Origin of the sequence: Faecalicatena orotica, from assembly GCF_905197545.1 — a bacterium.
GTDB classification, from domain to species: domain Bacteria; phylum Bacillota; class Clostridia; order Lachnospirales; family Lachnospiraceae; genus Faecalicatena_A; species Faecalicatena_A orotica.
The window spans coordinates 63,226-75,910 of record NZ_CAJJZH010000012.1; the positions used below are offsets into that span (position 1 = coordinate 63,226).

Genomic DNA, 12,685 nt, shown 5'->3' on the forward strand with positions numbered 1-12,685 from the left:
GACAACATAAAATGATAGAAAGAAGGAAACAAAAATGAGTATAAAATTTGGTATTATCGGACACGGTTTTATGGGACACGAGCACGAGACCATGCTGACTCAGATGGATGGAATTGAAGTAACCGGAATCTGTGATATCCAGCCGAAACAGCTGGAAGATGTAAAGGAAGGAATCATCCGGTACAATTCAGCGGAAGAAATGCTTGCGAATCCGGATATACAGGTAGTGATCATTGCTGCCAACAATAACCAGCATCTTGACCTTGTAACAAAGGCAGCCAATGCGAAAAAAGATATTATCTGTGAAAAGCCGGTCGCTATGAGTGTAGCAGAGCTAGACGAGATGATGAAAGCTGTGAACGAAAATGGTGTGAAATTTACGGTACACCAGCAGAGAAGGTTCGATCCGGATTTCAGGACAATCAAAGAAATCTATGATCAAAAAGCGTTAGGCGATATCTTTACAATTAAGAACCAGTTATATGGATTCAACGGTAACATGCACGACTGGCACGTTTATATTTCAGAAGGCGGCGGAATGTTATTCGACTGGGGTGTTCACTTGTTAGACCAGCTTCTCTGGATGATCGATGCAAAAGTGACTTCTGTGTTTGCCACTATGAAGAATGTAATAAATGAAGAAGTGGACGACTTCTTTAATATTCAGCTTGTATTTGAAAATGGAATCACGGCAGAGGTTGAACTGGGAACTTACTACTTAAAAGATCAGCCGAAATGGTTCGAACGTCACTGGTTCTTGGGCGGAAACGAAGGTTCTGCTTATGTAGACGGGTTCGACCCGGAAGGCAGGATTGTCAGAACAACCGGACTGCTGACGAACGTCAAAGGCTCAAGGACAATGACGGCGGCAGGGCCAACGAGATCATTTGGCAATCCAAGAGAAGGCTTGATTGTAACAGAAGAACTGCCGGAGGTTCATACATGCCATGAAAACTATTTCGAGCAGTTTATAAAGGCTTACCACGGCGAAGAAGAATTTTTCGTGAAGGTTCCTGAAGTGCGGAGAGTGTTAAGGCTGATGGAAGCAGTCAGGGAGTCGGCGAGGACGAAGAAATCGGTTGATTTTGAATAGTGTAAAAAAGTGATAGCTGATCTCTTCCTTGCAAATGCTAAAACTCCAATGTAAAATAAATATAAGCTATTTTACAAAGGAGGCAGATCAATGGCAAAAGAAGACAGACCAATGAAAAATTGTTATGAGATGAAACTTTCTGACAGGAAATTTGGTGATTTATACTTATGCTTTTGCGGTTATGCGGATTGTTCCCCATTACATAGTTTCGGTCCGGCTGTGCGCCCTAACTACATTATTCATTACATATTAAAAGGAAGAGGATGTTATCATATAAGCAATACACGGTATGATTTGAAAGCAGGACAGGGCTTTTTGATTGTGCCTGATATTCAGACATTTTATCAGGCCGATGAAAAAGATCCCTGGTCCTATCTTTGGATTGGATTTGCAGGGAATAATGCGGAGGATTATTTAAGAGATTTGGGGCTGAATAGCAGCCAGCCTGTTTTTAGCTGCAGCAGGGGGGCTGAGTTAAAGCTTACGGTCCTGAATATGCTGAAGAATAACACTTCTACAATATCCAATCAATATCTTTTAGAAAGCCTGCTCTATTCTTTTTTTGCCATTTTGACAAAGGATATCGAAATCCCCTCTGGAAAAAAGGAAAGTAAAGAAAACAGGTATGTACGGCAGGCAATTGAGTATATACAAAATAATTATTCGAACCCGCTCCATATATCAGACATTGCAGACTATGTCTGCATAAACCGCAGTTATCTTTATACCCTGTTTCAGCAAAACCTTGGTATGTCTGTACAGGAGTATCTGACGAATTTCCGACTGACACGCGCAACAGAGCTTCTTGTCCTCACAGAACTTTCAATTGAGGGTGTTGCCATGTCCTGCGGTTACAAGGATGCCCTGATCTTTTCTAAAATGTTCAAAGCCCAAACCGGAATTACGCCTTCAAGCTATCGGCGCAATCACCGGCAGGAGGTCAAGGACAGCCTGATTAAAAATCGTGACAGGCTGGATGAACTGCAGACTCTTTTGTAGTCTGCAGTTATTTAACATTTTGACTGTTTTTCTTAACAAATCATTCTAACCCAATTCTAAAATCCTGTCTATAATTACCTATATCGAAGGAAATATGCGCAGTTTCCCCAATCATAATTTAAGAAATAGGATATGGAGGAAATTTTTATGAGTACAACAGGTAAACAGGCTTCTGTGCCGCAGTATAAACACGTATCTACACGTGAAAAGTTATGTTTCGGCGTCGGTGCCATCGGTAAGGATGCTATAGTGAATATGGTCGGTTCCTTTCTGATGCTATATTTAACGGATACACTGTACCTTGCACCGGCTTTCGTAGGCACACTCTTTTTTGTGGCACGTATCTGGGATGCTGTTAACGACCCGATTATGGGGATGATAGTTGATAATACCCGCACTAGATTCGGAAAATTCAGAATCTGGCTTATCGTCGGAACATTAGTTAATTCCGTAGTTTTTGTATTTTTGTTTACAAGCTGCGGGCTGAAGGGGACTGCCTTGTATGTCTATGTTGCCGTGGTTTATATAGTGTATGGGATGACTTATACCATTATGGATGTCCCTTACTGGTCATGGCTGCCTAATCTGACCAATGACCCCCGTGAACGTGAAAGGGTTTCCGTTATTCCCCGGTTTTTTGCAAGCTTTGCAGGATTTATTGTTGCTACATTTGGACTATATATCATCAATGGACTTAACAAATTGACTGGTAACGACAACCTGTACCATGAACAAGGGTTTACCATATTCGCGATTATCATTGCTGTTATATTTATCATAACCATTGGAATTACTGTTTTTAATGTAAAAGAAGATTCAACATTGGATTCTAACGTCCAAAAAACAAGCCTGCGCCAGGCACTGCACATCATCGTCAAGAATGACCAGCTCCTTGCATTCATCGGTTTGCTGCTGACATATAATCTCTGTACACAGATAGCCAAAGGTTTTGCGGTATATTATTTTAAAAATGTCTGCGGCAATGAATACCTTTACTCCATTTTTGGGTTTGCGATTATTGCAGAAATGCTCGGCCTTATCTGTTTTCCTAAAATCGCGGGGATGATCAGCCGGCAAAAAGTATTCGGACTCGCATGTATATTGCCGATTATTGGTCTTAGTGCCTTAGGAATCATGGGATTTATCGCACCCTCCAGTAAAATTGTAGTCATTATCTGCTGTGCGTTCCTTTTCTTCGGTTCTGGCTTATCTCTGGGAGTTACAACCTGCTGTATGGCCGATGTCATTGACTATGGAGAGGTTAAATTCGGAGTCCGCAATGAAAGCGTTACCTGTTCCACCCAGACTTTTCTCATGAAAGCTGCCATGGCAGCGGCAGGCGGACTTACAGGCATAGGGCTTCAGATCATCGGATACAATGCAAAAGCCGCTGTTCAGACGGCAGGAACACTCCTCGGTATCAGAGTATTGATGATTGTGATACCGATCATACTCATCATAATGAGCTATTGCATTTACAGGAAGTTTTATAAGCTAAAAGGAAAAACAATGGCAGAAGTTACAGAAAAGGTAAATGCCATACATGCAGCACAGAAAAAAATTGGAATGAATGTATAAATTCAGAAGGAGGATCATTATGAGTATCATATACCATGAAGGCACACAGACCTTTCACTTATACAACGACACGATAAGCTATATCACCACCGTACTGCCTAACAGACATATGGGGCAGCTTTATTTTGGCAGAAAAATCCACGACAAGGATAACTTTTCTTATCTGCTTGAGATGTGTCCCCGCCCAATGAGTTCACATCCTTATGAGGGTGACATTTTGTTTTCGCTGGAGCATGTAAAGCAGGAGTACGGTGTGTATGGCACGACGGATTACAGGCATCCGGCCGTTGAAATTACGCAGGAGAACGGCAGCCGCCTCAGTGATTTCCAATATGAAAGTTACCATATCATTCCGGGCAAACCTGCCCTCGCAGGGCTGCCTGCAACCTATACCGAGGATGACGGGGAAGCTGAGACCTTACAATTGGTTTTAAAAGACCCGGTTACCCATATAAAGCTGGAACTCTTTTATACAGTATTTGTCAGAGGCGGTGCTCTGGCCAGAAGCGCCAGACTCACCAATGAGGGCAATGAGCCTGTGCATCTTACACGGGCAATGAGCCTGTGCATGGACCTGCCGGATAAAGACTATGAATGGATCCAGTTCTCAGGAGCCTGGGCGAGGGAACGCCATATGAAAACAAGGAAACTGGAGCAGGGGATTCAGGCCATAGACAGCCTGCGCGGCAATTCCTCCCACGAACATAATCCGTTTCTTATACTAAAACGTCCAAATGCCGATGAATCTCACGGCGAGGCAATTGGATTCAGCCTGATATACAGTGGGAATTTTCTTGCACAGGCAGAAGTGGATACTCATGACACTACCCGTATATTGATGGGAATCAATCCCTGCGGTTTTGACTGGAAACTGGATCTTGGAGAAACCTTCCAGACACCGGAAGCTGTTATGGTATATTCTTCCGACGGACTGAACAAAATGAGCCAGACCTTCCACAAACTCTATCAGAAACGCCTTGTCAGGGGTTATTGGAGAGATAAGGAGCGTCCTATCCTGAATAACAATTGGGAGGCCACTTATTTTGACTTCACAGAGGATAAGCTTGTGACAATTGCAAAAAAAGCGAAAGAAAGCGGCGTGGAGCTCTTTGTTCTGGATGACGGCTGGTTTGGTGCACGCAGCAACGACTATGCGGGTCTTGGAGACTGGGTTGCAAATCTTGAGCGGCTGCCGAATGGAATTACCGGACTTGCCGAGAAGATCGAAAATCTGGGCTTGAAATTCGGCCTGTGGTTTGAGCCGGAGATGGTTAACGCAGATTCTGACCTTTACCGTGCCCATCCTGACTGGATTTTAAAGACTCCCGGACGCAGCATTTCTCACGGAAGGAACCAGTATGTACTTGATTTTTCCAGAAAAGAAGTAGTGGACTGCATCCATGACATGATGGCAAAAATCCTTTCAGAAGCCAAAGTATCCTATATTAAATGGGATATGAACCGGAGCATAACAGAATGCTATAGCGGGGCACTGCCCGCGGACCGTCAGGGAGAGGTCTTCCACCGGTATATACTCGGTGTTTATGATTTGTACGAAAGACTGACCAGTGAATTCCCCCATGTCCTGTTCGAGTCCTGCGCAAGCGGCGGAGGGAGGTTTGATCCCGGAATGCTGTATTATGCACCCCAGGCATGGACAAGTGACGATACCGATGCGGTAGAACGCCTGAAAATACAGTACGGCACCTCTCTGTGCTACCCGATCAGCAGTATGGGAAGCCATGTTTCAGTGACTCCGAACCATCAGGTACTTCGGGAAACCCCTCTTCATACAAGGGCAAATGTGGCTTACTTTGGAACATTTGGATATGAGCTTGACCTCAACAGACTGACTGAAGAAGAACAGGAGGAAGTAAAACAGCAGATTGCTTTCATGAAGGAATACCGGAAATTAATTCAATTCGGTACATTTTACCGCCTGAAGAGCCCGTTTGAAGACAACGTGACAGCATGGATGGCCGTAAGCGAAGACAAGAAAACAGCTGTGGTTGGCTGGTACCGTGTATTAAACGGAGCCAACCTTCCATATAGCCGTATTAGGCTTCAAGGATTGAATCCTGACTGCTGTTATTTAAATCTGACTAACCATACAGAAAATTATGGCGATGAACTGATGAACTTAGGATTGATTACCACAGATGCGTCTTGTGGTGAACTACCTCATGACGGATCTATATGTGGGGACTTTGATTCGAAAATCTTTGTGCTCAAAGCAAGGGAATAGGAGAGTATGCTGATATCCTGAATATACTCCCGAAGACTTTGGGCTCTGTACTTGGTGGTTTTTAATGAGTAGATACAATTATTTTATAAGCACAGTATCCTTTTGATAAGGTTTGGAACAAATGATTGTGCTATAAGTTGGAATGCCGTATAATGTAATCAGTACAGTGGAAAATAAGCAGTATTGGAAAACAGGAGTGTGCAGCATGGGCAAGTATTTTAATACGGAAGGTGTCTGCCTGCCGGATTTACATTACATGGTTGAGGTCAACAGGCAGTTAAGGGAAATTAAGAATCTTGTAGATGCCGGGAAATATTTTACGATCAACAGGGCGAGACAGTATGGGAAAACAACGACTATTCGTCAGCTTGTGCGGGCGCTTTCCCCAGATTATATTGTATTTTCAATTAGTTTTGAGGGGATGGGTGACTTTGTTTACAGGAATGACACCAATTTCTGCAGGGAATTTAGCGGACTCCTATGTGATACGATTGAGTATGGGGAAACAACGGAGGTTCCGAAAGAGACTTTTCAGATCTTATCTGAGTATGCAAAAGGCGAGAAGCAGCTGTCTTTCAGGGAATATTCAAATGTGATTTCACAGATGTGCAGGGATAGCGTAAAGCCGATTATTCTGATAATTGACGAGGTGGATCAGGCGAGTGGAAGCACAACATTTTTAAGTTTTCTTGGAATGTTAAGAGATAAATATCTGAAACGAATTGACCGTCCTACTTTCCAGTCAGTTATTTTAGCAGGAGTACACGACATTAAGAATTTGAAACTAAAGATGCGTGGTGATGAGGAACAGCAATATAATAGTCCTTGGAATATTGCTGCCGATTTCAATGTGGATATGAGCCTGTCAATGGACGGAATTGCAGAGATGCTGGAGAAATATGAAGAAGACTGGCATACAGGTATGGATGTCATGGAGATGGCAGGGATGATATCTAATTATACATCTGGTTATCCTTATTTGGTTTCACGTCTTTGCAAGATTATAGATGAAAGAGTTTCCGGCAGTGAAAAATATCCGGATAAGCGGTCAGCATGGAGCAAATCGGGATTTCTGGAGGCTGAAAGGATTCTTTTGCAGGAAAAGAATACATTGTTCGAATCATTGATTCATAAACTGACGACTTATCCGGAAATGGACGAAATGCTGTATGCCCTGTTGTTTTCAGGCAGAGGGATTGCGTATAATCCAATGAATCCGGCTATTGATATTGCATCAATGTTTGGCTTTGTTAAAAATAGGGATGGAATGGTAGAGCCGGCGAACAGGATATTTGATACATTACTCTATAATTACTACCTATCTGCAAACGAGATGCACGAGAAAGATATCTATAAAGCATCTTTAAAGGACAAAAACCAGTTTATTACAGGTGGACAATTAAATATGCGGCTGATATTAGAGAAGTTTGTGGAGCATTTCACAGAATTGTATGCCGATAGTGATGAAACATTCTTAGAAGAAGAGGGCAGAAAATATTTCCTGCTTTATCTCAGGCCTATAATCAATGGAATTGGGAATTATTATATTGAGTCCAGAACAAGAGGAATGCGGCGTACAGATGTGATTGTTGATTATCGAGGCGAGCAGTTAATCATTGAAATGAAGATATGGCATGGAGATGAGTATAATCGCCGAGGAGAGGAACAATTAGCTGAATATCTGGAGGATTACAAGAAAAGTAAAGGGTATATGATTAGTTTTAACTTTAATAAAAACAAACAGGTTGGTGTACATGAAGTATTCGTTAAGAATAAAGTTTTAGTTGAAGCAGTTGTATAAATATATATCAGAAAGAAAAATATGGGAAACATATCCCCACCTGAAAATTCAATGCTGTCAAGCATTGATTCCGGTGGGGATATTCTTTTTGGGGATTGCAGTGGTTCAGCAGTTAAGTTCAAAATAAAGATGTCCGAATTAACCAACTACAGTTGTCTACTGAAGCCATATTCTGATTCAGTAATAGCCTTTATAATAAAAACCAGTAAATAATTCAGGAGGAAATACAATGATCAAAGGTATATCACACATTGGATTTGATGTGAAAAACATGGAGGCAATGCTGGACTTCTACTGCAATGCGCTGGGGATGAAGAAAAAATTTTCTATGACTTTTTCTCAGGCCCTTAGAAAAATGCAGTCGGAACCACAAGCGGAGATGAATGAAGAACTTACGGGATTTATGCAGTATCTGGGTCAGATGGGGGATAAAGAATGGTTTGTATATCTGGAGATGGCACCAAACCAACTGATAGAGTTATTCTATCAGTACGGGGAAAAAAGGAACTGCCAGATATCAAACAGTATTATGGATATCAGCATTTTAGTCTTGAGGTTGATAATATTCATGAATTGTGGGACAGAGTATGCCAGTATGGAATAAAACCGGACAGTCCCATACGGAAAGGGGTGGATGGGACATACCAGTTCTGGCTGACAGATCCGGATGGCAACCATTTTGAAGTGATGGAGTATACAAAGGAATCATTGCAGATAACAGGAGATGAATAATATGGTAAAAACAGTAAAAACCGCAATCGTAGGATGCGGAACAATCAGTGAGAAGTATATGGAAAATCTAAAGAACAAGTTTTCCATAATAGATCTGGCAGGATGCTGTGATGTGAATGTTTCATTGTCAGAAAAAATGGCCGGGAAATATGGTATTCAACAGATGTCAATGGAAGATATCCTTAATGACAGCAGCATTGAAATGGTGGTGAATCTGACACCTCCCAGTGTACATTATTCAGTCATTAAACAATTGCTGGAAGCTGGCAGGCATGTGTATACAGAAAAAGTCCTGTCAATTGAATATGAACAGGCAAAAGAGCTTACAGAACTTGCTGAAGAAAAAGCCCTGTATCTGGGGGCAGCACCAGATACTTTTCTGGGTGCGGCAATTCAAAATGCAAAAGATATTGCTGACAGTGGGATGATTGGAGAGGTCAAATCATGCCATGCTTTTGTAAACAGAGATTACAAAACACTCGGCGAATTCATCCCCTATTTATCGAAAAAAGGGGGGAGTATCGGTGTAGATGTAGGTATTTATTACCTGACTGCACTTCTTTTTCTATTAGGCCCGGTTTCGGCAGTAACAGGTATGAAAAATAAACCGGTGGAGCGTATGCATAGATTTCCTTTTATGGGGAATTATGGAGAAACATATGAGACAGAAGTTGAAAGCATTCTCACAGGCATGATGGAATTTGAAAATGGTGCACTGGGAACAGTTCATTTCAATTCAGACTGTATTTTTCCGGAAATGCCTGGATTAACGGTCTATGGGACGGAAGGAATTCTAAATATGGCAGATCCAAATGGATTCGGAGGGGAAGTCTCTGTTCTAAGAAAGGGGCAGGATACCCCTGTTATCATTCCATCTAACTATGGATATGCGGAAGAAAGCCGTGGCCTGGGTGCGGCAGAGATGGCATGGGCCATAAGGAATCAAAGAAAGCACAGGGCAAATGCAGGGCTGGCCCTTCATGCAGTAGAAATTCTGCACGGGTTTACGCAAAGCAGTGAGAGTGGGAGGTATTATAGAATGCAGAGCACATTCGAGAAAATACCGGGACTGAAGCCGGGGTATCTGGATAGAAATTATCCCGGAAATAACGCTGAGGGTTCGATTGTTTAAACTATTGGAGTCTTTAAAATGAATGAAGAGATTACATAAGGGGGAAAAGAATGAACAGCAGTAAAATAAAGTTTAGTTTTATGACGACTGCAATGCTTCTTCAGGCATTAAGCAGGGAACATGGTATGGCAGATATTGCGGATTTAAAGAAGCTGTATAAAGAAATATTAAAGACGGTATCCGATGCAGGTATCCATACAGTAGAGATAACAACTCTGGAACTGGAACTGTTTGGAAAGGATTATGTCCGGAAAATACTTGCCGGGAATCATCTTACAGCAGGGGGCATGGTTCATTTTGATACGTTTGCCGCCGTGAATAAAGAAGAGGCAGGGCATATAATTGAAAAAGCATGCAGAGCTGTGGACGAGGCAGAAAGCCTTGGGGTAAAAATAGTGATGCTTGCACTTGCAGTGCAGGAGGATATTTCTGGATATAGTATGGAAGAACTTGCGACTGCATTGGCTGAGAACATCAGACCTATAGCAGTATATGGCAAAACAAAAGGAATCCGGGTATGTGTAGAGGATACACCAGAAGTGACACTTCCCTTATGCAGTATCGATGAAACCAGGGCGCTGCTGGATGCAGTGCCGGAGCTGTATCTGGCCTATGACAGCGGAAATATGCTCATAAAGCATGAAAATCCTGTTTCCTATTATGAAGCATTCAGAGAACGAATATGCCATATTCATTTAAAGGATATGGCATATGTACCGGATGAGGAACCGGGAGATATGGACATCAGTGGAAAGAAGATGCGGGGAGCGATACATGGACAGGGAATTGTCGATTTCTGCACTTTGGCAAACTGTATGGAACAGAATGGGTATCAGGGATATGCAGTGATAGAATATACCGCTTTGGATAACCATTACAGAAATATTAAAGATGCTGTGGCTTATTTTGAAAAATGTTTCGGAAAGAGGGTATAACGGGACAGGGCAAAAGCTGCCTGTTCCAAGGAATACCGTTTCTGTACATTATCAGTAGGGAGAGCTGCACCGATCAGGTGCGGCTTTTCCTGCTTTTTCCTATATTCTTTTACACTGCATCCGAGTTTTTTTATAAACATCTGATTCAAATAACGGCTGCTGGAAAACCCTGTCTCGAGGCAGATATCTAAGATCGGCAAATCCGATTTGTCAACCAGCTGGAAAGCATGCTCAAACCGGATGTTATTCAGATATTCCTGAAAAGAAATTCCAAGCATCTGCGTGATGAAGTGCGAAGCATGATAGGTTGTTATATTTTCCAGACCGGCAATGTCCTGTAAAGAAATATGCTCCCGATAGTGTTCTGAGATGTAGTCTGTAATCCGGTTCAGCCGTTTGGAGTTGTTCTTTGCGGTGGCGGATTCCTGTTCACTCGTAATTGTATAATCCGTATATGTTAACAGCTGGTAAAGCGCGTCCAGAACCAGACTGGAACACTTAATGGCATTATGCGCGGATGAAGAGAAATATATTGCGGCACAGGAAAGGAGCGTCTGGTACAGGCTCTTATGAAGCTCACCGCTTCGTATAATGCTGTTATCCAGACGAAGTAGATCAAGCTGGTAATCGATCCTGCGGTAAAAGTCAGGATGAATTTGAAACGCCAGTATCTGGTTCTGCCCGCCCTTATTTAAGAAAGAATGTATTTGATACCTGTTTATGATATAGATGTCCCCTGCATGCAGTTCAAGCTGCTTAAACTCTGTAAAAAGGGTAAGATCCCCCTCCAGAAGGATGCCGACTTCCAGATCGCCGTGTCCGTGTGGACTGCGGGCAGTCATTTCAACCAGAAAGATTTCCAGATAGTTCATGGTTGTATGCTGTATAATTTCAAACTCTTCTTTTTTACCCATATCGTCATTCTCCTCCAAATAGTTTTGATTTGATGATACACCACACAAGAGCAATAAACAACAAAAATAATCGCAACATTATCATTTTTTGGACCGCTGTTTCTGGTATAAATAAGACATAACAGATAAACGGTGTGTGGTGTTCCGGAAAAAAGTGCTGAGAATACCGAGACAGCCGATTTTTATGAAAGAAAGGAAAAGATTATTATGACAGAATTTAAGTTTTCAGCAGGTCCCTGGAATGTACATACAGGAGCAGATTCTTACGGACCAGCAACAAGAAAGGACATTCCTGCAGAGGAGAAGTACAAAAAGTTTGCAGAACTGGGATTTTCCGCAGTTCAGTTCCATGATGATGATGCAGTGCCGAATATTAATGACTACACGGAAGAGGAAATCAAAGAGAAAGCACGTGAACTGAAAAAGACACTGGACAAGTATAACCTTAAGGCAGAATTTGTGGCACCGCGCCTCTGGATGGATGAACACACACAGGACGGCGGTTTTATGAGTACATCTGCAGAAGACCGTGAGTATGCAACGTGGAGAGCTTACCGCTCAATTGATATTGCCAATGAACTTGGCTGTGACATGGTTGTACTCTGGTTAGCGAGGGAGGGAACGCTTTGCGCAGAATCAAAATCTCCAGTCTGGGCTACAAAGATGCTTGTCGAGGCAATCAACAAGATGCTGGAATATGATCCAAAGATCCGTGTTTGTATTGAGCCGAAGCCAAACGAACCGATTGACAGAAGCATCTGCGGAACTATGGGGCATGTCATGGCGGTTTCAGCCGCAACAATCGATCCATCACGTGTAGGCGGCAATCTGGAGAGCGCACATGCCATTCTGGCAGGACTGGACCCGGCCAATGAGATTGGATTTGCTCTGGCAATGGGGAAGCTGATGACCGTACACCTGAATGACCAGAATGGAATCCGCTATGACCAGGATAAATCTTTTGGGGTGGAGAATCTGCGTGCCGCATTCAATCAGGTAAAGGTCCTGAAGGAAAACGGGTATGGAGAGAACGGAGAATATGTCGGCCTTGATGTAAAGGCAATGAGGACGACAACGGATGAAGACAGCTACAAACATCTGGAAAACAGCCTGAAGATTTTCAAGGCTCTGGAAGAAAAAGTGGATAAGTTTGATTATGATTTCCAGAAAAAGTGTGTTGAGAACAGAGATTTTGAGGCACTGGAAATGTATGTGATGAGTCTTCTGATGGGAATCGAATAAGCTTTGAGGCGGAA

12 protein-coding genes are annotated in these 12,685 nt (G+C 42.6%); 11 read left to right on the plus strand and 1 reads right to left on the minus strand.

Annotated features, from left to right (window positions below; all coding sequences use genetic code 11):
• Positions 1–34 precede the first annotated feature (34 nt).
• From ABIN22_RS20500 to ABIN22_RS20540, 10 genes are all read left to right on the plus strand, one after another.
• Positions 35–1,093: a Gfo/Idh/MocA family protein gene (locus ABIN22_RS20500; protein ID WP_346910848.1), complete on the plus strand. Its 1,059-nt coding sequence runs from the start codon at positions 35–37 to the stop codon at positions 1,091–1,093.
• Between the two features lie 90 nt (positions 1,094–1,183).
• A complete protein-coding gene (locus ABIN22_RS20505; RefSeq protein WP_242995976.1) occupies positions 1,184–2,092 on the plus strand; it encodes an AraC family transcriptional regulator in 909 nt (302 codons plus the stop codon).
• 147 nt (positions 2,093–2,239) lie between these two features.
• Positions 2,240–3,670, plus strand: coding sequence for a melibiose:sodium transporter MelB (gene melB / locus ABIN22_RS20510; RefSeq protein ID WP_118620360.1), 1,431 nt, complete (start codon positions 2,240–2,242; stop codon positions 3,668–3,670).
• 19 nt (positions 3,671–3,689) lie between these two features.
• Positions 3,690–5,915, plus strand: a complete 2,226-nt coding sequence (locus ABIN22_RS20515) for an alpha-galactosidase (protein ID WP_346910851.1) — start codon at positions 3,690–3,692, stop codon at positions 5,913–5,915.
• Between the two features lie 205 nt (positions 5,916–6,120).
• Positions 6,121–7,716, plus strand: coding sequence for an AAA-like domain-containing protein (locus ABIN22_RS20520; RefSeq protein WP_346910853.1), 1,596 nt, complete (start codon positions 6,121–6,123; stop codon positions 7,714–7,716).
• A 21-nt stretch (positions 7,717–7,737) separates the two neighbouring features.
• Positions 7,738–7,929 carry a hypothetical protein gene (locus ABIN22_RS20525; protein WP_146203258.1) on the plus strand — a complete coding sequence of 64 codons (192 nt, stop codon included), beginning with the start codon at positions 7,738–7,740 and terminating at the stop codon, positions 7,927–7,929.
• A gap of 16 nt (positions 7,930–7,945) precedes the next feature.
• Positions 7,946–8,320: a VOC family protein gene (locus ABIN22_RS20530; RefSeq protein ID WP_346910856.1), complete on the plus strand. Its 375-nt coding sequence runs from the start codon at positions 7,946–7,948 to the stop codon at positions 8,318–8,320.
• Positions 8,233–8,448, plus strand: coding sequence for a VOC family protein (locus tag ABIN22_RS23365; protein WP_430517209.1), 216 nt, complete (start codon positions 8,233–8,235; stop codon positions 8,446–8,448). The genes ABIN22_RS20530 and ABIN22_RS23365 overlap by 88 nt, the downstream gene beginning before the upstream one ends.
• 1 nt (position 8,449) lies before the next feature.
• Positions 8,450–9,580 (plus strand): Gfo/Idh/MocA family protein, encoded by a 1,131-nt coding sequence (locus tag ABIN22_RS20535; RefSeq protein WP_346910858.1) that lies wholly within the window; start codon positions 8,450–8,452, stop codon positions 9,578–9,580.
• Positions 9,581–9,630: 50 nt separating this feature from the next.
• On the plus strand, positions 9,631–10,515 hold the full coding sequence (locus ABIN22_RS20540; protein ID WP_346910860.1) for a sugar phosphate isomerase/epimerase family protein: 885 nt from the start codon (positions 9,631–9,633) through the stop codon (positions 10,513–10,515).
• On the opposite strand, the gene ABIN22_RS20545 is transcribed toward ABIN22_RS20540, so the two are convergent.
• Complete coding sequence (locus ABIN22_RS20545) at positions 10,482–11,429, minus strand: helix-turn-helix domain-containing protein (protein ID WP_346910862.1); 948 nt, start codon at positions 11,427–11,429, stop codon at positions 10,482–10,484. The two genes, ABIN22_RS20540 and ABIN22_RS20545, sit on opposite strands and share 34 nt — an antisense overlap.
• 207 nt (positions 11,430–11,636) lie before the next feature.
• On the opposite strand from ABIN22_RS20545, the gene ABIN22_RS20550 reads away from it, so the two are divergent.
• Complete coding sequence (locus tag ABIN22_RS20550; RefSeq protein ID WP_346910864.1) at positions 11,637–12,671, plus strand: TIM barrel protein; 1,035 nt, start codon at positions 11,637–11,639, stop codon at positions 12,669–12,671.
• Positions 12,672–12,685 lie beyond the last annotated feature (14 nt).

Coding starts and splice junctions, on each gene's coding strand:
- ABIN22_RS20500 (WP_346910848.1), top strand. CDS start 35: ATGAGTATAAAATTTGGTATTATCGGACACGGTTTTATGGGACACGAG.
- ABIN22_RS20505 (WP_242995976.1), top strand. CDS start 1,184: ATGGCAAAAGAAGACAGACCAATGAAAAATTGTTATGAGATGAAACTT.
- melB (WP_118620360.1), top strand. CDS start 2,240: ATGAGTACAACAGGTAAACAGGCTTCTGTGCCGCAGTATAAACACGTA.
- ABIN22_RS20515 (WP_346910851.1), top strand. CDS start 3,690: ATGAGTATCATATACCATGAAGGCACACAGACCTTTCACTTATACAAC.
- ABIN22_RS20520 (WP_346910853.1), top strand. CDS start 6,121: ATGGGCAAGTATTTTAATACGGAAGGTGTCTGCCTGCCGGATTTACAT.
- ABIN22_RS20525 (WP_146203258.1), top strand. CDS start 7,738: ATGGGAAACATATCCCCACCTGAAAATTCAATGCTGTCAAGCATTGAT.
- ABIN22_RS20530 (WP_346910856.1), top strand. CDS start 7,946: ATGATCAAAGGTATATCACACATTGGATTTGATGTGAAAAACATGGAG.
- ABIN22_RS20535 (WP_346910858.1), top strand. CDS start 8,450: ATGGTAAAAACAGTAAAAACCGCAATCGTAGGATGCGGAACAATCAGT.
- ABIN22_RS20540 (WP_346910860.1), top strand. CDS start 9,631: ATGAACAGCAGTAAAATAAAGTTTAGTTTTATGACGACTGCAATGCTT.
- ABIN22_RS20545 (WP_346910862.1), bottom strand. CDS start 11,429: ATGGGTAAAAAAGAAGAGTTTGAAATTATACAGCATACAACCATGAAC.
- ABIN22_RS20550 (WP_346910864.1), top strand. CDS start 11,637: ATGACAGAATTTAAGTTTTCAGCAGGTCCCTGGAATGTACATACAGGA.